24 protein-coding genes are annotated in these 19,600 nt (G+C 49.8%); all 24 read right to left on the reverse strand.

The window, feature by feature from the left end; translation table 11 throughout:
- Positions 1-170 precede the first annotated feature (170 nt).
- Positions 171-773: a hypothetical protein gene (locus HWQ67_RS04005; RefSeq protein ID WP_218251354.1), complete on the reverse strand. Its 603-nt coding sequence runs from the start codon at positions 771-773 to the stop codon at positions 171-173.
- A 4-nt stretch (positions 774-777) separates the two neighbouring features.
- The gene (locus HWQ67_RS04010; RefSeq protein WP_218251355.1) at positions 778-1,509 is read right to left on the reverse strand and encodes a hypothetical protein; all 732 of its coding nucleotides are present in this window, start codon (positions 1,507-1,509) and stop codon (positions 778-780) included.
- Complete coding sequence (locus tag HWQ67_RS04015; RefSeq protein ID WP_218251356.1) at positions 1,506-2,120, reverse strand: hypothetical protein; 615 nt, start codon at positions 2,118-2,120, stop codon at positions 1,506-1,508. Before HWQ67_RS04015 ends, HWQ67_RS04010 begins: the two co-directional genes overlap by 4 nt.
- A 14-nt stretch (positions 2,121-2,134) precedes the next feature.
- Positions 2,135-3,793 (reverse strand): HEAT repeat domain-containing protein, encoded by a 1,659-nt coding sequence (locus HWQ67_RS04020; protein ID WP_218251357.1) that lies wholly within the window; start codon positions 3,791-3,793, stop codon positions 2,135-2,137.
- A 183-nt stretch (positions 3,794-3,976) separates the two neighbouring features.
- Complete coding sequence (locus HWQ67_RS04025; RefSeq protein ID WP_218251358.1) at positions 3,977-4,987, reverse strand: sulfite exporter TauE/SafE family protein; 1,011 nt, start codon at positions 4,985-4,987, stop codon at positions 3,977-3,979.
- 60 nt (positions 4,988-5,047) lie between these two features.
- On the reverse strand, positions 5,048-6,199 hold the full coding sequence (locus HWQ67_RS04030) for a hypothetical protein (RefSeq protein ID WP_218251359.1): 1,152 nt from the start codon (positions 6,197-6,199) through the stop codon (positions 5,048-5,050).
- Positions 6,196-7,254 carry a hypothetical protein gene (locus HWQ67_RS04035; RefSeq protein ID WP_218251360.1) on the reverse strand — a complete coding sequence of 353 codons (1,059 nt, stop codon included), beginning with the start codon at positions 7,252-7,254 and terminating at the stop codon, positions 6,196-6,198. Before HWQ67_RS04035 ends, HWQ67_RS04030 begins: the two co-directional genes overlap by 4 nt.
- A 146-nt stretch (positions 7,255-7,400) precedes the next feature.
- Positions 7,401-7,841, reverse strand: a complete 441-nt coding sequence (locus HWQ67_RS04040; RefSeq protein WP_218251361.1) for a hypothetical protein — start codon at positions 7,839-7,841, stop codon at positions 7,401-7,403.
- A gap of 15 nt (positions 7,842-7,856) precedes the next feature.
- Complete coding sequence (locus HWQ67_RS04045) at positions 7,857-8,579, reverse strand: LemA family protein (RefSeq protein WP_218251362.1); 723 nt, start codon at positions 8,577-8,579, stop codon at positions 7,857-7,859.
- Positions 8,576-10,348 carry a trypsin-like peptidase domain-containing protein gene (locus HWQ67_RS04050; protein WP_218251363.1) on the reverse strand — a complete coding sequence of 591 codons (1,773 nt, stop codon included), beginning with the start codon at positions 10,346-10,348 and terminating at the stop codon, positions 8,576-8,578. Before HWQ67_RS04050 ends, HWQ67_RS04045 begins: the two co-directional genes overlap by 4 nt.
- A gap of 35 nt (positions 10,349-10,383) precedes the next feature.
- Positions 10,384-10,623: a hypothetical protein gene (locus HWQ67_RS04055; RefSeq protein WP_218251364.1), complete on the reverse strand. Its 240-nt coding sequence runs from the start codon at positions 10,621-10,623 to the stop codon at positions 10,384-10,386.
- Positions 10,624-10,661: 38 nt separating this feature from the next.
- On the reverse strand, positions 10,662-11,312 hold the full coding sequence (locus HWQ67_RS04060) for a tetratricopeptide repeat protein (protein ID WP_218251365.1): 651 nt from the start codon (positions 11,310-11,312) through the stop codon (positions 10,662-10,664).
- Positions 11,313-11,522: 210 nt separating this feature from the next.
- Positions 11,523-11,906 carry a hypothetical protein gene (locus HWQ67_RS04065; protein ID WP_218251366.1) on the reverse strand — a complete coding sequence of 128 codons (384 nt, stop codon included), beginning with the start codon at positions 11,904-11,906 and terminating at the stop codon, positions 11,523-11,525.
- Complete coding sequence (locus tag HWQ67_RS04070) at positions 11,903-12,796, reverse strand: cation diffusion facilitator family transporter (RefSeq protein ID WP_218251367.1); 894 nt, start codon at positions 12,794-12,796, stop codon at positions 11,903-11,905. Before HWQ67_RS04070 ends, HWQ67_RS04065 begins: the two co-directional genes overlap by 4 nt.
- Positions 12,797-12,960: 164 nt before the next feature.
- A complete protein-coding gene (locus tag HWQ67_RS04075) occupies positions 12,961-13,548 on the reverse strand; it encodes a LemA family protein (protein ID WP_218251368.1) in 588 nt (195 codons plus the stop codon).
- Positions 13,533-14,216 (reverse strand): EcsC family protein, encoded by a 684-nt coding sequence (locus tag HWQ67_RS04080; protein WP_218251369.1) that lies wholly within the window; start codon positions 14,214-14,216, stop codon positions 13,533-13,535. Before HWQ67_RS04080 ends, HWQ67_RS04075 begins: the two co-directional genes overlap by 16 nt.
- Positions 14,217-14,478: 262 nt before the next feature.
- A complete protein-coding gene (gene mamM / locus HWQ67_RS04085; protein WP_218251370.1) occupies positions 14,479-15,402 on the reverse strand; it encodes a magnetosome biogenesis CDF transporter MamM in 924 nt (307 codons plus the stop codon).
- Complete coding sequence (gene mamP, locus HWQ67_RS04090; protein ID WP_218251371.1) at positions 15,375-16,466, reverse strand: magnetosome magnetite formation protein MamP; 1,092 nt, start codon at positions 16,464-16,466, stop codon at positions 15,375-15,377. The genes mamM and mamP overlap by 28 nt, the downstream gene beginning before the upstream one ends.
- A 42-nt stretch (positions 16,467-16,508) precedes the next feature.
- On the reverse strand, positions 16,509-16,661 hold the full coding sequence (locus HWQ67_RS04095; RefSeq protein ID WP_218251372.1) for a hypothetical protein: 153 nt from the start codon (positions 16,659-16,661) through the stop codon (positions 16,509-16,511).
- A 6-nt stretch (positions 16,662-16,667) separates the two neighbouring features.
- Positions 16,668-17,351, reverse strand: a complete 684-nt coding sequence (locus HWQ67_RS04100) for a hypothetical protein (protein ID WP_218251373.1) — start codon at positions 17,349-17,351, stop codon at positions 16,668-16,670.
- A gap of 25 nt (positions 17,352-17,376) precedes the next feature.
- Positions 17,377-17,616: a lipopolysaccharide assembly protein LapA domain-containing protein gene (locus tag HWQ67_RS04105; protein ID WP_218251374.1), complete on the reverse strand. Its 240-nt coding sequence runs from the start codon at positions 17,614-17,616 to the stop codon at positions 17,377-17,379.
- A gap of 6 nt (positions 17,617-17,622) precedes the next feature.
- Complete coding sequence (locus tag HWQ67_RS04110; RefSeq protein ID WP_218251375.1) at positions 17,623-18,213, reverse strand: Uma2 family endonuclease; 591 nt, start codon at positions 18,211-18,213, stop codon at positions 17,623-17,625.
- A 3-nt stretch (positions 18,214-18,216) separates the two neighbouring features.
- Positions 18,217-19,278 carry a MamK family actin-like protein gene (gene mamK / locus HWQ67_RS04115; RefSeq protein WP_218251376.1) on the reverse strand — a complete coding sequence of 354 codons (1,062 nt, stop codon included), beginning with the start codon at positions 19,276-19,278 and terminating at the stop codon, positions 18,217-18,219.
- Positions 19,279-19,338: 60 nt separating this feature from the next.
- Positions 19,339-19,600: hypothetical protein (locus HWQ67_RS04120; RefSeq protein ID WP_218251377.1), on the reverse strand; the 262-nt coding region annotated here is incomplete at its 5' end.

Consider the following 19,600-nt stretch of genomic DNA (forward strand, 5'->3'; position numbering starts at 1 on the left):
CTTTCGCAGGAATGACAGTTACAGCCGTTTTCCAAGTGTGTCATTCCTGGCTTGACCAGGAATCCAGGATGCGTAAAAGTATAGTTACCATGAAATATAAAGAGGATACCTTAATCCGTTAAATCGTGGTTCAGACATCTTTTAATTGCAGAGATTGTAATGTGACATTGTCAGGTCAGGAGTTTTATGGCCACGTCCATCTTGTTTTCTGTCTCCTTACAGACCGTGTACAAATGCCTGAGTACCTTATTGTACCCCTGCAGGTGAGGAAGCACGGTTTCGTTTCTTTGGGATAACTGCTGTACGCCGTTTTCTATGTCTTTGAGCTTTTTGGCGATGGTGTCACGTTCGCTCCTTATGGCATCCACCTCGTCTATGAGGTGGGTCTTAAGCGCCATACAGTTGTCCATGTCCACCATGATGGTCTTTATGTTTACCTTGAGCCTGTTGACGTCTTCAATGAGGTACTCTCTCCTGGAACTTAAGGACTCTATGCTGCCATTATAGCCTGCCGCCCTGTTGTTGGTCATCTTGATTTCAACGCTAATTGAGGCTATTACGGCATCAATTCCTTCGGTTTCGTTTTTGAGCTGTTTTATTTTTGCCTCAAGTTCCCTGTTTTCGCTTTCAAGCTCAACCTGTCGCTCCCTTGAGTGCTTTAGCTCCGTCAGCTTCCCCCTGATCGTGTCCTTGATGCCGTCGTAGAGTACCTCGTAGGCGCTTTTTTCCTGTGGCACTTGCGGCTGCTCTTGTGTCCTTCTGAACTTATACATTGCTTTACCCTGCCTGCGTGGTTACGTTTTTCTTAAGCGACTTTATCTTTTCAAGATTGACTATACGCTCACCCCTAAGCGTACTAATCTCCCTTTCCAGACGACCGATTGCCTCTATCGCAGAGGAATACCTTATTTCGAGGTAGTTGATTTCCCTGATCAGGTCTGATTTTTCAATCTCCAGATCATCGGCCCGTTCCCTGGCCAATAGTTCCTTTCGTTTGAGGGCGTCGATCTCCTTTTTCATGTCAACTATGGCGGTCTGGGCGATATTTCTCTCATCAATGAGGTGTTCGATCTCAGCCTGCAATTCTTCTCTGGTTGCAGTCTCATCGGTGATCTTCTGGAGTTCTTTTTCAACCTGCCCCTTTTCATGTCGCAGGTCTGAGATGATCTCCTTTGATGCCCTGAGGTCCTTGTCCAGTATGGCGTTTATGGAAAGTACTTTCTTGAGCTGCTTTTCCATATTGCCTATTATGGCGAACATGTCGTTGAGCGTTTTTTCTACGTCAACGGAACTAATCACTTCCTTGAGGAACTCAATTCCCCTGATCTCAGACAACAGCGGTGTAGTCATCAGGGCACGACTCTGATGTTGTGTCTTGCTTTCAAAGGGAAACTCCAAGGCATCCATATCAGGGGCAGACATCTCCGTTACGTTGTTTGCCGTATCCGAGATACCATCTGCTGTGTCACCTCTCTGGGCATTTCTGTTTTTTATCTCTGTTGGCGTCATCTGGTCTCCTTTTTGTAAAACTCTACCTTGACGTTTTTGTTGATCTCTTTCATTCTGTCCAGAAGGTTTTTCATACCCTTGTGGGTCTGGATGAGTTTGTCCTCCAGGCCCGCAAGGCTTATCGTCCTTCGGGGTATATCGCCCTGGACAGAGTTGATCTTTTCCTTATAGATATTCATTTCACCCTTCATGAACTCGATGTCCATGATGATGTTGCCAAGGACAAATATTTCCTCGTTCAACTGTTCCGAGACGCTGTCATAGGCCTCGCCCAGCCTTGTGACCTCCGCCTGCAGGAAGTCGGTGTCAAAGACCAGGCTGTTTTCATCTATCATGGGTTTGAGCTGCTTGCCTCTGACCTCGTTGGCCTGTCTGAGCAGCTTCTTGAGTTCCATTCTCTTGTCAAGGAGTTGGAGCTCAAGCACCTTTGCATCCTTTGTAAGCAGGTCATTTTTGTCCTCCAGGGACTTGACCTGTTTTTTTACAAGTTCCAGTTCCGTTTCGGTTTTTTTTAATACATCCTCCACGATGGAGTCTGCATTTATGCCCTGATCACTCATGGGGGTAACCGGATTGGAATCCGTTATTTGCTCGTTTATCTGCTGTGGCATTTATCACTACCTCCTTATTTGAGGTATAACTCTATTAGCTCGGTCTTTGTAAAGGTCTCATCGCATTCGATGCCACGCTCAGTACACAGGGCTATGATTTCGGCCTTTGACATATCACGCAGTTGTGCCTCGGATAGTCTGCCGTCGCCTTGGGTGGTTGCTTCCGGTGCGGCTGATTCTTCTGCGGCAGGCTCCTCTGCTGACATGGCGACAAGGGCTGCCTCGGTGATCGACTCGTGGGTTTCGGCTACCGGTTCTTGTGCTGTGGATCTCTCCGGTGCTCTCTCCTCAGGGACCTCTTGCACCTCTGTTACGGCTTCGACCGATACGTCTTCGCCCTCAGAGGGGAGTGCAAAGGACTCTGCTTTGCCGAGTTTTTCCTTTTGCCACCAATCTTTCAGTTCCTCGATTGCACCGGCAAGGGCGCTGCCCGACAACTGCACGTCAAACGATATAGATTCACCCGTAAGGATACTCAATGACTCCAGGGCCTTCTCTCTGATTTCCACGTTGTCATCACCCAGGAGTCTCATCAGCGGTAGCACAGCCGTCTTGTCCTTGAGGCTTGCCAGGGTAATGGCGGCGGCCTTTCTGACCTTGTCCTCCTTGTCGTTAAGCGACTGCACGAGGGACGGTACGGCCTCCGTGACATCCTTCCAGCCGATGTACGTAGCGGCCATGCGTCTTACCTCGGGATGTTCGTCTTTCAGGGCTTCGGTGAGAAGCTGCTTTATTATGTCGCCTTCGCCTATCTTGTACAGACCCCTGAGACTGCTGAGTCTGACCCTGTAGGCGGGATCGTTGAGCAGGTCAACAAACAGCTCTATTGCCTGCGTATCACCGATATTGGTCAGGGAGTTGACGACCTCGGTGGTCAGGAATGGGTTATTATAGTTGACGGCTTCAAGCAGTATGGGGACGGCTGCCTTATTGGCGATCTTTCCGAGTTCTGCGGCGGAGAGTATCTTTATTTCCATATCGGAGTCGAGCAGGTCGGCTGCTATTTTGCTAAATATTGCACGATCTGAATCGGTGTCGAACTCGCCCAGTTTAACGGCCTTGTCGGTCTTGGATTTGATGTTGGCGTTGACTGTGCCTGCATCTATGTGTTTGGCTTTTTTCTTTGTTACCCTGGTTTCGGCGGATTTTTTCTCTTCGGCCTTTTTCTCTTTTTGTTTTAGTTTTTCGGTTTTTTTGATGTCTTCCAGTTCGGAGATACGCACTTTGAGTCTCTGTATCTCTTTTTCGTACTCCTTGACGTCACTTATGAGTTTTTTTGCTTTATCGGAGTCGAGTTTTTCTGCCGATGCCCCCTCCTGTCCTATCTCATAGAACAGGCCCTTGATCTTATCTTCGTACTCGTCGATCTTGTCTTCGATTTCACCGGTTTCGTCTTTTTTGAGTTTAATCTTTGACACACCGCCAACAAACAGGTCTTTTGTTTTGGATGCCAGTGCGGGGGTAAAGCTTACGAGGTCCACTGTTTTTTTCCAAAGGTCCGGGGTTTTTTTCAACTGATTGTACATAGCCACTGTGAAGTCGGCGCTGACGTCATATGCACTTACCATGAAGTCGGCGCTGACGTCATATGCACTTACCATGAAGCTTCCCGTGGCATTTAGCGCCTTTGCCACGCCACCCATAAATCCTTTTCTCTGCGTCTCTTGTTGCATTGTATCCTCCTAACTTTTTTGTATCTTCTTAAAAAACGTGGTAAGACTTCGCAATAAGGGGTCAAGGGGGCTGGCCCCCTTGCAGGGGAGGTCTGAGGAGGGGGCGGAGCCGCCCTCCTTCTTCCTTGCCTTAAAGCATAGTTACCATGAAATATAAAGAAGAGACCTTTTTTTATATAATCCTTATGTGATATTCAGAAATAGTTTAATCGACAAGAGCACCAGCAGTACTGCGATGATCTTTTTCAACATATCCGAGTGTGTTTTGATAGAGGCCCTTGCCCCATAGTAGGCGCCAAGGATCGAGCCAATTCCCAGGACGACGGCATAATCTACATTGACGGCCCCCAGTCCAAGGAAGGTTACGAGGCCGAAGAAGCTGGTTATGACTATTATAAAGTGCGACGTAGCGGTGGCCACGTGCAGGGGCATCCCGATGAAGTTCATAAAGGGGACGTGTATAATGCCACCCCCCAGGCCCAGCAGGCCCGATATGATGCCTACGATGAAGCTGCCCGAAAACCCTATGGCCATATCGGGGCTATAAACGTGAGTTGTGCCGAAGGAGTCACGCAGTGTCCGGCGTAGTGGCAGGTCGTCAACGTTTTCCCTGACCAGATAGAAGTCGTTCACAAAGATCAGTACATATGCCATCACGGTCAGCAACATGGCAAAGATGGCGTAAAAGGTATTGATGCTTATATTGAGGGCCAACAAGGCGCCAATGATCACACCGGGGATGGCCACCACGGAATATTTGATGCCGATTTCGTAGTCTATGCGTTTCTGTGATACGTATGCAAACGTACCTGAGAGGGCGTTGAGGAAAACGATGATCATAGAGGTTCCAACTGCATAGTGCGGTAGGAACTTATAAAAAATGATCAACACGGGTACTACCAGGAATCCTCCCCCGGCCCCTATCAGCGTACCGATAAAGCCGATTGAGACCCCCACGGCAAGCAGTAACACGATCTCAAAGAAGCCGTCTATCGGCTCATGGAGGGTCTGCCCGACGCCGATCATGGGGGTTGTCTCCAGCATTACCATATCTGCTGCGACATCGGGGTCTACGGCTATGGCAGGTGGTTGTGCTGACATGCTTGTCGTTGAGGTGGTGTCAAACATCAGCCAGGCGCAACAGCATATGCCTCCCAGTATCAGCAGCAGCAACAGGGGGTTTTGTGTCTTCATCTCCCAGACCGCCTGTCGGATCACCTTTTGGGTTGCTTGTTGGATTGATTTCATTAGCATTTACTTTGCTACCGCCTCTTCAAAGACCTTAAAGTACTTGTCAATGCCTTTGACTTCAGCATCCATGAATTTATTTACGGCATCTATGTAGCCATTGAGTTGCTTACTCTGATGTATCAAGCGTTCATTGATATCCGCTTCACGACTGTACTCTGCCAGTTTTTGCGGGATGCCTTCGACCTGACTTCTTTTTTCTTCCAACAGCAGTTTGCGTTTCACGAAGTTTTCGTTGAAGTGTTTTTCGCCCTCGATTGCCTCGTTTGTTGATTCGATGTTGGCCTCAATTTCATGTATCTTGCGTTGTTTGTCTTCGAGTTCTGCGATGATGGCGACCCGGTGTTTTTTGAGTTCATCTATATCGGCGAGCAGTACATCTTTGTCCTCTATGGAGGTGTAGTAGGCGATTTTTTCTTCGAGTTCTTTTTCGGTGGCGGAGAGTTTTTCCTTTTCCCGGGTTTCTTTGGCCAGACTGGCTTGTGCCTGTGTAAGTTCGGCTTTGCCCTTGGTGAGCATGTCCTTGACCTTTTTGATCTCTTGCTGGAGGTCTTTTATTTTTGCTGTGGCCTCCTTTTGCATTGCGGTGAGTTCGTCCTTGCTTGCGGTCAGATAGGGTTTATCGGCATGTTGGTCTTTCTGGCGCTGTAGCGTGAGCACTTCGTCTGAGAGCTTGTCGGCGGTCTTTGTTTTTTCCTCCGTGTCGCGGAGCAGGTCTTGTTTGAGTTTGCTGATTTCCTTGTATGACTTATCGAGTGCCTTAAATCTCTCCGATAGCTTATGGACGCTGTCGGTCAACGTTTGCACCTGTCTCTTTTTGTCGTCGATGAGGCCGGGGGTATTTTCAAATTCCTTGAGTTTTTCCAGCCAGATGAGTACTTTGGCCTTTTCCTCTCTGTAGTTTTTCAGAGACTCGCGGGATTGGACCAACTTTTTATCCAGGTCGGAGATGGAAATTTTAAGGTCGGTGCTTTTCTTTCTGACCGTGGCGACCTTGTCCTGCATGTACTGGACGTCTCTGAGCTTTTTGGCAATCTCCGATTTCAGGGCGATGATCCTCTTTTTAATGACCAGCGTTTGTACCACATTACTTATGAGGTCGAGCATCTCCTCTCTGTTATAGGTGGTCTCTTTGGGGCTGTAGTCTCTGGTCATCATAAGCGCACCGCCTGAGCTATGATGCTTGCTTTGTTGTCGATGGCCTGCATTTCGGTATCCAGGATCATTTTATCCATGTATGCCTCTTTGAGGTTGTTGAGGGTTTTTTCGAGTGTGGCGGCCAGTTCGTCGCGTCTTTGGCGCTGCTCGGCAACTGCTTGAAGTTCGCCGTCTTTTTGGGCGATCTCCTCGTCTATCAGTCTTAACTTTTCCTTGCTCTGTGCGTTGCCACCGGCCAGGGTATTGAGTTCTGTCTGTCTGGCCTCGAGGTCCCTGGTGAGGTCCCTTATGTGTATGTCATAGGTGGTCACCTGGGGAGATATGAACTCGATCTCGGACTTCATAAACGTGCGTTCTTTGACCAGTTCGTCCACGCCTCTGGTTTTTAGTTCGAGTTCTTTGCACTGGGTTTCAGACTGTTTTACGCTGCCCCTGAGTGATTCGACTATATCCGTTTCCCGTGACAGCGACGTTTTGACTTTATCGAGGTCATTGGCGTAGTTGTCGTAGTCGTTGTTGAGGGTATCCAGTTCTTTTTCGATGGCCTCGGCCTGGACAAATATGGCTGCTATTTCCTGGAGTTGACGCACCTGCACCGTCAGGGACTCCTTCTGAGACGTATTTGTTTCGATTGAGGACACCAATGCCTGCAACCTTGTCTTCAGGTCCCCGATATCAAGGTTGTCGTTATAGGCGTTGGTCTCCGTCTTAGAGATGTCTGCCTTGAGTTTTCTTTCGTCTTCCTGTAAGGTGGACAGGCGTTTATCGAGGAAATCCAGTTCTTTTAGTATTTCGTCCGGGTCTCCGAGTTTGGCTTTTTTGTTCCTGTAATTCAGAATTACATCGGAGGCCGCCTTTGCCTCGAGGTCGTTCTGCGCCAGTTCTGACTTTGACCGCTGTAGATTGTAGCCGTCTTTTTCGATTGTCGCGTTGAGGCGATTGAACTCGGCAATCAACTCCTCCAGTTCAGCGGAGAGATCTCTCGATTTACCGTTTAGTTCGTCAAACTCCCGGGCCTCTGACCCATTACTATTTGATATACGTATTGCAACCATAGGAAAAATTACCCCCTCTTATGGTTAAAAAGGGCACAAGAAGGGGGCGGCTCCGCCCCCCCTCAGACCCCCCCGCAAGGGGACCAGTCCCCTTGACCCCATTATATGTTGTTGACAGTACATAGCTAATACATAACATCTCAATTTTACGTCCCACTGACAAAGCTCTCCCAACTGTCCTGCAATCTCTTTAGTTTTTCCTGGACTTCGCTTTTTTCCTTCAGCGCTTGTGCTGCTACCATTTCCGTCTTTTCCAGGACTTCGTTGAATGCCCGTAGTTTTTCATCGCTTTCGCGCGTGACCTTTGCTATCTTCTGTTCGTATTGGGCGGAGCTGTCCTGGAGTTTTTTGATCTGAACCTTGAGGTCTTCCTTTTCGCTTTCGGCGCGGACTATTTGGTCTTCCATCACCTTGACAACGTCGCTTATCACCCGTTCGGAGGTTTTTTTGAGTTCGCCCATCACGGCCTTCCTTGAGTCGGAGATATCCTTTACCTTCAGGGCTGCCGCTAGCAGGTCTTTGAGGAGGGTGTTTTTTTCGCCCTCGTTCATGGTCTTTATCTTCTGTTCGATGTCGCTTTCAACCATAGTTTACACCTCTTTTTACTTCATCCTGGGCGAAGACTTTGCGCCCTGTTCTGATTCAAATGCCTCAATGGGGCTGAAACTAAACAACAGGTTAAACATGTTCGCAGGGAACATATTTAGCCTCGAATTGTAAAACGTCACTGCCTTGTTGTAGTTTATGCGCATTTCGGCGATTCGTGTTTCGGTATCGGAGAGTTCCTTCATCAGCGCCTGGTAGGCATCGGATGCCTTGAGGGCCGGGTAGGCCTCGGCCACTGCCTGGAACTTTGACAGTGCGGAGGCCATCTCAAGCTCTTTTGTACCAACGGCGGCGACCCCGGCTGCGGTTGCGGGTTTTTTGAGTGTGTCCTCGATGGACTTTACCGCAGACCGCACATCGGCTGTGTGCATGAACACGTTCTTTTCATATCCCATGTACTCCTTGACGACCGCTATGAGGTTGGGGATGAGGTCATTTCGGCGTTGCAACTGAACGTCGATCTGTGCGGCCTCCATCTTTACCTTATAGATGTTTATCGTAAAGGCGTTGTAGTAGTATATGGCTGCCGATATCGCTGCCATAAAAAGGGCAAATATAGCGACCCTGACGGCGGCGGAGTGTTTGCTCCACAACTGTTGGCTGATCAGGGTAAGGGGGTTTATCCTCCTTATGCGCACAACAGGAGCGGCCTCGATAAGCCCAAGCTCTTTGGCGTAGAGCTTTTTGATGATCCTGTTCATTTGCACCTTTTCGTTCATTGAGGCACCGTTATGTAGAGGAACTCGCCCGCTCTGAGCACGTCAAGCAGGATGCCCTTGCCGGGTTTCAGATTGCCGGTTATCTGGATAAAGGACGGCATGTCGTTGACGTCCATCTTGTTTATGCCCACGATGATATCGCCACGCATCAGGCCGGCCCTGGCGAGGACGCCTTCTATGTCGGCTGCGAACACGCCGTTTTTGACGTAGAACGCAAGCGGCTGTTTAAGCGGCTGGAACTCCGAACCCAACCAGACAAATTCCTTTATTGGTTTCAGCTTGGTCTCAGGCAGAAACGGCGGTTGTTGATCAGTTTTGATCTTGATCTTTATCGTTGCCTTGTTGCGCAGTACTTCGAATTCGAACTTTGCGCCTATCTTCTTTTTGGCCAGTTCCTGCTTGAAGTCAACGGGGGTATTGACGCGTCTGCCATCCACCCTGAGAATGATATCGCCTCTTTGGAGTCCGGCTGCCTCGGAGGTTGTGCGGGGATAGACCCTGTCTACCAGGACGCCTGCGGGGTGGATCATGCCGTTGTGGTCGGCCACGACCGTGTCAACCGACTGGACGACTATGCCCAGGAATGGCTCATCGTTGATTGTATTTTGGCCTGCCACCTGCTGAATCGCTCCCTGGCCCATGCCAGGCACATTACCTGCTGTGGGGGGATTGTTCAGACACAACTGCGGGTGACACGTGATGCACTTACCCCTGTATGGGTGAGGCGGGGTTATGATCTGGCCGTTGGGCAACTTGAAGCTGTTTCCTACTTGACGGCCATTGCGCTGCCAGGCCACCAGTTGTCCGGCGGCAACAGGCACTGCACCGCCCTTGAAGTCCACCACGCCGGCGACCAGTTCGGAGGCCCTGTCTATCGGCACGGCAAAGGCAATCCCGCTAAACGTACCCATCGGGGAATAGATGGCCGTGTTGATGCCTATTACCTCTCCATCGAGGTTGACCAGCGGGCCGCCGCTGTTGCCCTTGTTGATTGGGGCGTCGGTCTGGAGCATTCCCTCGTATATACGGCCACCGATGGTTATGGTCCTGTTTCGGCTGCTGATTATACCGTTTGTAATGGTCTGGTCAAAGCCGTAGGGGCTTCCCATTGCGAGGACGAAGTCGCCCGTTCTTGCCTTGTTGGCGTCTCCCAAAAACGCATATGGAAATGGTCCCTTGCCCTGTATCAGTAACAGTGCCAGGTCGTTTTCCTTATCGGCGTTTACCAGTTTCAGTTGATAATCCCGTGCGCCGCCTTCTGCGTCGTAGACGGTGGCCTTCATCGCAACCGCACCTGAGACTACGTGATAACTGCTCAGGACGTAACCGCTTGGCTCTATGATGACACCGGAGCCTACCCTCGTGTAGTTGACTGCGGGTTCGCCGGCGGCAATGAAGGTTACGTTGTTGTTATTGTTGGGGTCCGGAGCCTGTGCGTTCTGCATCGGGCCAACGGCGACGTCTATGCCAACGAGGGCCGGACGCACGGCATCTATGACTTCGTGATACGTCTTCTGTGATATCTTGGCCTTTACCTGGGTTGCTCCGGCGGTGTTGTAGAAGCCTGACAGCTTACCTTTGGCCATGCCCTTATAGTCGTCGGTCTCCAGGAGCTTTCTGACTATACTGCCTTTCTGATAGCTCTCATATACGGCCCATCCGAGGGTCAGCACGGCCATAATCACTATCGTCCATATCCAGGGCTTGTAATTTCTGGGGCAGCTCTCAGCCTGACGCTCCATGCTATCTTCTGTGTTGTAATCTTCCATAGCCTTCTCCTATCATCATAACTTATGCCACAACCCTAAGTGTTAGTTTCATCAGCTTCTTCAGCTTCGTAGGCCTCTGTCTTGTTTACGTTGTTGTCCTTCATTTTAGCCGTGAGGCCGGTGTTTCTTATTCCGGCGAGCACCGCTATAAAGCCGCCAAAGATCAGAAACAGCGGCAGGATACCAACAAACACGTCCACTATATACCACCAGTAGTTCGACAAACCCCACAGTCCCAGGCATATTGCTATCAACCCAAAAACAATACTCAACATATTACACTCCTTACGTTTTTTTTATTTATCTTAAACATTTAATACTTTGCCTTTTTTTCTTCTTTTTCCAGGGCCTTCTTGAAGTACTTCACGGCCTCATCCCTTAGTCCCTTGCCCTCGTAGGCCAGTCCGATGCTCTGATACGCCCTGATAAATCCGGGCTTAATCGATATTGTTTTTTCATAAGCCTCTATGGCCTTGTCGTGTTCGGCCATGCTGTCATAGACCAGGCCGAGTTTATAGTAGGCATCCGCATAACCGGTGTTTAGTGCAATGGCACGCTCCAGGGCATCTATCGCCGCCTGTTTTTCGTCGAGCATGAAGTTGGCCGAGCCCAGTATATAGTATGCCTCTGCCGAGGTTGTGTCGAGGACTACAAACTTCCGCAGCGTTTCTATGGCGTCATTGGGCAACCCGATATCCATGTATGTCTTGCCGAGCTTCAGGAGGGTATCGACATTATTGGGGTCGGCCTTGAGCACTTTTTTGTATGCCCTGATGGCGCCGTCAAAGTCGCCCTTTGTGCGTTTTTTGTCGCCAATATCCATATAAATAGTTGTTGTCTCTGCGCTGGATATCTGAAATATCTTGTTGTAGTAGCCGATCATCGTATCCAGGAACTTACCTGAATTGACCCTTGCCACTTTCAGCAAGACCTGCAGGTCACTTGTGTCAAACTTTTCCATCATCCGTTAATTCAAACCTCCGTCTTTCATATATACTAAACTTAACTATCTCTCTGAATTAATAATTTATCCACATGCATGGATTTTCCATACAAACAATTGCATATTACGGGGTCAAGGGGTCCGTGACCCCTTGTGGAGGGGTCTGAGGGGAGGCAAGGCCTCCCATTCTGTCCTTTGTATCGTACACAATCTAAACGCATCATATACCAACTACAGTAGAGCATGTCCCACCAGTACGGCTATAAACCACGCAAAGAACAATATCTGTTTGGCGTGATAGAGATCGTCATCTCTGCCCTGCCCTTTTTTGGCCTTCTGATACATTGTAAAGCCGGCCACTACCATAAAGATTGTCAGCAGCATGGCTATCTGAAGGACGATGTTTCTCTCTTCGGCGCCGTGCCCATGGATTGCCACGATCAGCAGGCCAAAGAAATTCAGATACATGTGCAATCCCAGGTACTTGTTAAAAAACGCCTTTACCTCACTGACATCGTTGAAGAACGTCCTTGCGATCATCCTTGCGGGATAGTATACGTTTGCAACTATCAGTACAATTAAAGCAATATAACCCGTTAGTTCAACACCAATCATGTGCCCCAAAACCTCCATTTCCCAATTGGTTGTGCCTTGACAAAGACCTCGTCGATTTCATCTATATTCAGCGTAATCGCCTTTTTTATTTGCTCTGCTATATTGTGGACGCTCAACACCGTCTCTTTACTTGAGACGTCGATGTTTACATCAACGGCACACTTTTGTCCCATGCACCTGGACTTTACGCTTTTTACGCCCTCAACGCCATCTATCTTCATGCACAGGTCAACGATGGTCGTTATGACCTCCTTGTCCATGGATACGTCTATCAGGCCGTTTACGCCCTTGAGGAACATCTCCACGCTGATGTGGAAGACGAACAGGGCCACCACCGCCGCTGCCACCGTATCGGCCTGCGTGTAACCGATCTTTGTTCCGATCAGACCCAGGAGCACTGCCACTGAGGTCAGACTGTCTGCCTTGCTCTCTGCGGCATCGGCCAACAGGGCTGGACTGTTGAGTTGTTCTCCGGAGCACGTGTTGGATGAGTACATAAGGTAGCTAAAAATCAGCGCCAGGACTGTGGCCAATATTGCCGCATTTTCCGGCACCTCACGGACGCCGCTCTTGAAGCTGTGCAGGGCATCTATAAATATCATCGTCGCACATATGAAGATAAATATGCTGGCTGATATTGTGCTGATATACTCTATCTTGCCGTGTCCGAAGGGGTGTCCCTTGTCCTTGGGCTTGGACGATATCTTCAGGGCTATGAGGACGAACAGGGACGATATCGCATCGGCCACCGAGTGGATACCGTCTGCCACAAGACCCTTACTACCGGTCAATATGCCCACGACAAACTTAAACACCGATATGGCGGAGTTACCGATAAAACTCAATCGCGGCGACCATTTGCCGCATACTTCACATTCAGGATACTTCATAAACTATCGTCTTATGTCCTCCTTTAAAGGTATCTCCTTAACAAAACATAGCGAGCCTTCGTAGAAAGGGGTCAAGGGGGCTGGCCCCCTTGCAGGGGGTTCTGAAGGGGGGCGGAGCCGCCCCTTTCTTTCTTTCCTTATGCTTGTATGTCTTATATTATCCGTCATTTTATCAACTGTAAAAAGGCCGGAGCCTTGTTTGCCCCATGCACGGCCTCATAGAAATCCTCTTCCCTGAAACCCGACAGGTTGGCAAAGATGTTAAACGGGAACATCCGGCAAAACACGTTGTACTCATACAGGATGCTGTTGTAGTTGTGCCGTGCGTTGCTTAACCGTATCCCTGCATCCTGCATCGTCTCCATCAGGAACACGTAGGGGCCCTTTGCCTTTATGGCGGGATAGGCCTCGGCTATGAGGTTGAGGTCTCTCATCAACACTATTATTTCATCCTGGACATTGTTCCTGACACTTGCGGGGGCGTTGTCTTTTATCATCCCATTTAACGTGCTCAACTTCTCAAACACCTGTTTTTCTATTTCCACGTATCTCCTTGCCACTGCCATGTTACCGTAGACAACGTCATGTCGGCGTTGCGTTTCAGCCTCTACCACACTCTTGGCTATATGCACGAAATGCTGCTTGTCTATGAGTCTGTTGTAGACCAAGTCCCTCTCTGCCACCGTCAGAAAAAAGGCCGCCAGCGGTATGACAACCAAAAACAGCTTTTTCTTGCCTATTCGCCGACGCATACATCCAACTCTACGGGGTCATGCCACGTGCTGAAGTACTTACGTGCCTGGTTGCCCAACTTTATGGTTGACGCTATATTAATCGATGCCCCCAACGGCACGCCCACAAGGGGCATGAACTTAAACACGTTGCGCATCAGGCGTGGGAGCAACGCTTCGGCCACGCCTTCGGTTGCCTTTGCGATGCCGATCTTGAGGTAGTTCTCGGCCAGTTCGTCAACGAGCTTTCTGGTGACCCCGGCCGTTATACCTTTTACGCACTGTGTTGAGCCTGAGAATCCCAGGATCGCAAGTGTGATTGCCCGGAGTTCGTCCTCGTTGAGGTTGACATCGTAGGCCACGGCTATGGAGTAGCAGAGTTCCACCTGTATCCTCAATAGTATGGCTATGTCTGCCGTTGTTGCCAGGATAATGGAGCTGATCGTACCCAGTCCTGGGATCGTTGCAAATGCGCCAGATACTCCGCCGACTGTTCCGGCCTTTAGGGAGCTGTCGCGGATTAGCTTGCTTGCCACCTTGTATGCCACTAGCTTTTTAGGCCCGCCGTTGTATTCGCTCTCATATCCATACTCCTCCATAACCTCCCGCACTTCGCGTCTGATATCGGGCAGGTTAGTGCCGGTAACTATCAGCAGCTTCTCAAACCAGTCAAATTCTTTATCTTTCATCTCTTTATCGCTTATAGGGTAAGGGAGAAAAGAAAGGGGCGGCTCCGCCCCCCTTCAGAACCCCCCGCAAGGGGACCAGTCCCCTTGACCCCTTTATACGCAATGTTGCTCATTAATATCATACTCATACGACATGCGGCTCTATCGAAAGATTAATACCGGCGACATTGCCAACCTTTTTCTTTATGGTTTCCTCAACCTGTAGCAAGGGGACCAGTCCCCTTGACCCCTTTATACGCAATGTTGCTCAATAATATCATAATCATACGACATGCGGCTCTATCGAAAGATTAATACCGGCGACATTGCCAACCTTTTTCTTTATGGTTTCCTCAACCTGTAAGCCAACCTTGTAGCCATCCTCATAGTTCAGGTCCGGTTTGACCTTTATGATTATGCTGACCCACATACCTCTGCCGACCTTTCTGCCTATGACCTGCGTTACCTGTTGTACGCCGGGGACGAGTTTTGTCAGTTCCTCCATATGGTCGATGGTTTCCTGATTTACGTTTGAGTCCATTACGCCGTCCAGTGCATCCTTGAGCATGATCACGCTTAGGCGGATGAGGTCAATTGTCTCAATTACTGCCACCAGGGGGTCAAGGAAATACAGTCCATAGTGGGTGCCCAGGATGGCCCCTGCCACCATGGCTGAGGATACGGCATCGGAGTGATTGTGTTTTGCGTTTGCCAACATGGCCAGGGAGCCTCGCTTATGTCCTACGCAGGAGAGGTATGACGCTATCTTGTAGTTTGCAACCACCGATATCAGCGCCGCCCAGAACGCTATAAACCTTGGCTGTTCGATATTGCCCTGGAAGGCAAACCACACGGACTTCACCGAGTGGACAAACAGGAACAGCGTGCCGATTATTATCAATATGCTTATTAGCAGTATGGCCACGAACTCGATCTTTTCGTGTCCGTAGGGGTGGTTGTCATCGGCTGGTTTTCCTGATACTATTACCACCACGTAGACCACCAGAGAGGTCATGAAGTCCTTGAAGGAATACAGGGCGTCAACGAGTATCGACTTACTGCCGCTGAGTATTCCGATGACGGCCTTGAACACGGCCAACAGGAGATTGGCAACGACAGCCACAAGGGTTGCCTTGCTCTCGCACTTGTAGCACTCCTTGCAGACTATATGATCGGGGGCTATTTTATTGTGTGGCAGTTGGTGCATTTTCCTCTGTCTCCGTGTGGCGACTGTACCCCCCACTGTATTGGGGGTGGGGTGGTGATTAACACGTCGCCGGCATCTTTTGCCAGTTGTCCGGTTTTGTTGCTGGGTGTCCTTGATATTACGTGACACCTGTCACAGGGGCCGTAGTAGCCGTGGGGTCTGACGGCAGTTGAAAGGATCATTGGTGCCCCCTCCATTTGCGCCACGCCCAGGGCGTTGTTGGCCACGACCTTTACATCTTTGTTGGTGCCGCCTCTGTATACGGCTACGGTGGCCTGGTTTATCGTTGCAACCTGTCTGGTTGATTTCTCAAAGGTGTTCAAGTCCTTGACCTTCAGGCCGTTGACGGCCAATATCACGTCTCCCGCCATAACTCCGGCAGCAGCGGCCATCAGTGTGACCTCGTCCACGAGCACGCCCACGACATCAGCGGGGATGTTGTTTGCCGCAGCCAACTGAGGCGTCAGCGGGACTACCTCCAGGCCTATCCAGTGGCCCTCTTGCAGTATCTTTTCCGTTGTTTCGTTTATAATGGTGTTGGCGATGTCTTTGGTCTTGGCGCCCAGGTTGTTGAGGCCAGGAGCGTCCTGGAGCGACAAAGAAGGGGGCTGATTGGCCACCTGCGATGTCGGCCCGTCTTTTGAGCCGGGGAACTGTGCCTGTAGGGGCACGTCGTTTGGCACATCTATCGGGGCATCACCGTTGGGTTGTTGTGCCAGGGGGTCTGTGACACCATTGTTATCGAATGGTTGTGCGTTGTTGAGCGGATCGACTGCCGGAGGCGCGGGATTGTTTGCATCGGGCTGGAGTTGATCCGGAGCTATGGCGCCGTTTACCAATTGGTGTTTGTTGGCCTGTCTCCAGTTGAAAATCCGCTTACCGGCAACCAGGATGGCATCGCTGAGGCTCACCTTGGGGGCATCTATGTGTTTTACTCTTTTATCCCTGTCCTTTATCCTGAACATTTCACGCACAGGTTCTGGCGGATTGAGGTAGAAAAGAAACACGACTGTCAGCAATATGCCGACGGCTATGTACTTCATTGCTCTAAGAAAGCCCTTCATCGTTATACACCTTTCATCCTTGTCTTGAGGTCATTGTTGTGTTCATGCCTCATTTACGGCCAACAGACAGTCCAGTTTTTCCATCGTCTTGTTCTTGATCTTTTCTATCAGGTCGGGATTGCTCCTGTAGAGTATCTCATAGGTCAATGCGCTTACAAATACGCCTAAAAATACGCCTATCATTATCTTGGACATGTTTATTTATACCCCTTCGTTTTGTGTTTGTTCGTCTTGTCTCTGGTCTTCGCTGCCGACGTCCTCAACTGACGCTTCACCACCTTCACCGGCTACCACCGGAGTTGTGAATGTCATTGATATACTATTGACATCTTCCTCAGCCGCCGGCTCAACAGACTCACTGACGACCTCTTCAGCCGCTGCCTCAACCGGCTCGTTTACGGCCTCTTCGGTTGCTGCCTCAGCGGACGCCTCTTCAGCCACTGCCTCAACCGGCTCGCTGCTGACGGCCTCTTCGACCACTGCCTCGACAGGTTCGCTGACGACCTCAGCCGCAGGGGTAATGTCAACGGCATCCTTCAACTCGGCTGCCGAGTGCATGCACGAAGTTGCCTCTGAGGGATAGAGGCGCTCGGTTCTCTCTTTCAGGAACGTTTCTGTCTTGTTCTGGATGTCGTCAAATTCATTGAGCAGTCCGGTAAGCTCGTCGTCTCTGGCCACAAACGCACCGCCGTCGATATTTCTGCACTCCGTCAGGCGTTTACCTAGTTTGTGCAAGACGTCTTTCTTTCTGCCGCGCAGGTCGCGTATGTCATACGTGAGGACAACTCCCTTGGCAGAGGCCTTTGCGGTGCTGCTTACCTTATCTATCAAACCAACCATGTAATCGCCCATGTGCGACATCATATACCTTAGATTATTCTCCATTTGACCCTCCTACATATATATAAATTTAATGTTTTTTCACGCTCAGTTTTCTTTTCAGGAGTTTATCCCTGGTGATATTAAAACCTAATATTGACACGGCTGTCAACAAAACTCCTACAAATACGCTGACAATAATAATCAAACTCAGGTTGAAGTGAAACGGATTACCCACGAAAAACTTCACCGGCACCTGTACATAGTTTTGATCCAGAAACACCGCCGCAAGAAATAGAATTATCCCCGCTACCAGTAATTTTTTAAGCACAATCGTCTACTCCTTTGCCCCAAAGATATCTCTGACATCAAACTCCAGTCCGTCAATCACCTCCGAGGTGATGACACCCTCCTCTGCTGCCGCACAACGCTGAACATATCTGCCGTTGGCTATGGCAAATACCTCGATGGCCTTGTGTTGAGGTTGGACGAGCCAGAACTCCGCAACGCCATAGTCTTCGTATATCCTGCGTTTTTTGATTGCATCGTACCTGTAACTCCCCGGGGATACCACCTCGCACACCATATCGGGCACGCCGCGTATCCAGTCCTGGGCTATAGACATTCTTTCGTTCCTTATAAATATCAGATCGGGCTGCAACCTCTGCCGACCTTCCTCTAATATCACATCCAAAGGAGATAGAAGCATTTCTCCTATTTTGGTATATTGCAGATGGATAATAATCTTTGCTGCAATTTTTATCAGTACGATCTGATGCTCAAAGGACGGACTGTACACCACAACCTCCTGGCCATCTATAATTTCGGTCAGATCGAAATCGCCACACAGCGCAGCCAAACGGCCTTCCTCTGCCCACGGGTCTTCTGCTGTCCACCGGGTTTGTATGTCTGACAGTATCTTTTCCATCGGTTATCGCTTGCTTATTTCGTCCCAGTACTCATCGGGCATGTCCTTACACAGCATCATTGCCCCGTTGGCTCCGGCAAAGAGGGGTTCCTCTATCTTTATCACCCTTCCGTAGCCGAGCGTCTCTATCATGTAGTCCTCGATCTCCTTGCGCAGGCCTATTATCTGACTGCCGCCACCGGCGAGGACGACGTTTTGTTTGAGATTGTTCTGGAACTCCGGGTCATATTCGGCTATCAGGGTTCGTATACCTTCCACTATATCGGGCACTATCGTCCTGCAGGCCTGACGCAACTCATCGGTTATGTCACGCTTTTCGGGCTTGCCTTTGACGGGTACCTCTATGAACACCCTCTCTCCCTGAGAGGAGATAAATGCGTTTTCTTCCTTGAACTTCTTGACCATGTTGATAGTCAGGTTGACATCCTTGTACTTCTTTGTAATGAGGTCGTAAAAGACCTGGTCTACGTAATCTCCGGCCTTGAAGGTCGTTATCTGGTCCTCATCCGTGGGTATGGTGCCGTGCATCCTGCACAGGTCAACGGTACCGGCGCCAATATCGATTATCAGCGCATTGGACAGCAGATTCAACCCGTATGCCACCGTAAATGGCTCCGACGATATCATCACACCATCGAGGATGCCACGTGCCACGTCCAGGAGGGCCTTCCTGTTTTTCCTGCTTGCCAGGGCCGGAGCGCCAATGACGCCACGCACGATGTAGTCAACCCCTCTCTCCTGATCCCCTTCCTTGGCCAGATCAACGAGGTGTTGCAGCAGCGCCTTTGCCACATATAGGGCGTTCTTGTACTCCTTGGATTCCGGATTTGTATCGGCGTACTTGATCATGCCCTTGTCAAAGGGTCTGAAGAGGTTTAGCGCCATACGGTGTTTGAGGGCATCATCGCCAAATATAACGTCCCGGCCAAACATCTTGCGTGATACGGCGTCCTTTGGAAATCCCACGTAGCTTGGCACAAACGTCCGCACGCCGTTATCGCACGCTATGACACTCCTTGACGTTCCAAGGTCTATTCCAATGTTAAGTACCTTCGTTCTTGTCATTGTTGCTATTCTCCCTTGTCTTTATAGACAGACATACAATTTCCTTGTAGCATATCAGAATTATGTCTCTTCCCGCAACATAATGTTATCTTGCAGGACACCACGCAGGAGCGCCTTCTTATATTCGTCAACCTCTTTCTTGATAACCGTAATGTCGCTTGCGACCACAACGCCGTGTTTTTCTATATTGGCAAGACGTTCCTCTATTTTTTGCAACCGATCCTCAATCGCTGTTAATTTCTTATCCCGTTCTGCGCTTTTACACGTAAACAGAGGACCGAGCTTTTTAAACCACTGTCCGACATAACTCAAGGGTGCAACA

The organism is Candidatus Magnetobacterium casense (assembly GCF_019173545.1).
GTDB lineage: Bacteria > Nitrospirota > Thermodesulfovibrionia > Thermodesulfovibrionales > Magnetobacteriaceae > Magnetobacterium > Magnetobacterium cryptolimnobacter.

Excerpts from the sequence above, each read along its gene's own strand:
- mamP (WP_218251371.1), bottom strand. The coding sequence starts at position 16,466 with ATGAAGGGCTTTCTTAGAGCAATGAAGTACATAGCCGTCGGCATATTG.
- HWQ67_RS04095 (WP_218251372.1), bottom strand. The coding sequence starts at position 16,661 with ATGTCCAAGATAATGATAGGCGTATTTTTAGGCGTATTTGTAAGCGCA.
- HWQ67_RS04010 (WP_218251355.1), bottom strand. The coding sequence starts at position 1,509 with ATGACGCCAACAGAGATAAAAAACAGAAATGCCCAGAGAGGTGACACA.
- HWQ67_RS04075 (WP_218251368.1), bottom strand. The coding sequence starts at position 13,548 with ATGCGTCGGCGAATAGGCAAGAAAAAGCTGTTTTTGGTTGTCATACCG.
- HWQ67_RS04020 (WP_218251357.1), bottom strand. The coding sequence starts at position 3,793 with ATGCAACAAGAGACGCAGAGAAAAGGATTTATGGGTGGCGTGGCAAAG.
- HWQ67_RS04065 (WP_218251366.1), bottom strand. The coding sequence starts at position 11,906 with ATGATTGGTGTTGAACTAACGGGTTATATTGCTTTAATTGTACTGATA.
- HWQ67_RS04055 (WP_218251364.1), bottom strand. The coding sequence starts at position 10,623 with ATGTTGAGTATTGTTTTTGGGTTGATAGCAATATGCCTGGGACTGTGG.
- HWQ67_RS04045 (WP_218251362.1), bottom strand. The coding sequence starts at position 8,579 with ATGAACGAAAAGGTGCAAATGAACAGGATCATCAAAAAGCTCTACGCC.
- HWQ67_RS04005 (WP_218251354.1), bottom strand. The coding sequence starts at position 773 with ATGTATAAGTTCAGAAGGACACAAGAGCAGCCGCAAGTGCCACAGGAA.
- HWQ67_RS04100 (WP_218251373.1), bottom strand. The coding sequence starts at position 17,351 with ATGGAGAATAATCTAAGGTATATGATGTCGCACATGGGCGATTACATG.
- HWQ67_RS04050 (WP_218251363.1), bottom strand. The coding sequence starts at position 10,348 with ATGGAAGATTACAACACAGAAGATAGCATGGAGCGTCAGGCTGAGAGC.
- mamM (WP_218251370.1), bottom strand. The coding sequence starts at position 15,402 with ATGCACCAACTGCCACACAATAAAATAGCCCCCGATCATATAGTCTGC.
- HWQ67_RS04080 (WP_218251369.1), bottom strand. The coding sequence starts at position 14,216 with ATGAAAGATAAAGAATTTGACTGGTTTGAGAAGCTGCTGATAGTTACC.
- HWQ67_RS04070 (WP_218251367.1), bottom strand. The coding sequence starts at position 12,796 with ATGAAGTATCCTGAATGTGAAGTATGCGGCAAATGGTCGCCGCGATTG.
- HWQ67_RS04040 (WP_218251361.1), bottom strand. The coding sequence starts at position 7,841 with ATGGTTGAAAGCGACATCGAACAGAAGATAAAGACCATGAACGAGGGC.
- HWQ67_RS04035 (WP_218251360.1), bottom strand. The coding sequence starts at position 7,254 with ATGGTTGCAATACGTATATCAAATAGTAATGGGTCAGAGGCCCGGGAG.
- HWQ67_RS04060 (WP_218251365.1), bottom strand. The coding sequence starts at position 11,312 with ATGATGGAAAAGTTTGACACAAGTGACCTGCAGGTCTTGCTGAAAGTG.
- mamK (WP_218251376.1), bottom strand. The coding sequence starts at position 19,278 with ATGACAAGAACGAAGGTACTTAACATTGGAATAGACCTTGGAACGTCA.
- HWQ67_RS04015 (WP_218251356.1), bottom strand. The coding sequence starts at position 2,120 with ATGCCACAGCAGATAAACGAGCAAATAACGGATTCCAATCCGGTTACC.
- HWQ67_RS04030 (WP_218251359.1), bottom strand. The coding sequence starts at position 6,199 with ATGATGACCAGAGACTACAGCCCCAAAGAGACCACCTATAACAGAGAG.
- HWQ67_RS04110 (WP_218251375.1), bottom strand. The coding sequence starts at position 18,213 with ATGGAAAAGATACTGTCAGACATACAAACCCGGTGGACAGCAGAAGAC.
- HWQ67_RS04025 (WP_218251358.1), bottom strand. The coding sequence starts at position 4,987 with ATGAAGACACAAAACCCCCTGTTGCTGCTGCTGATACTGGGAGGCATA.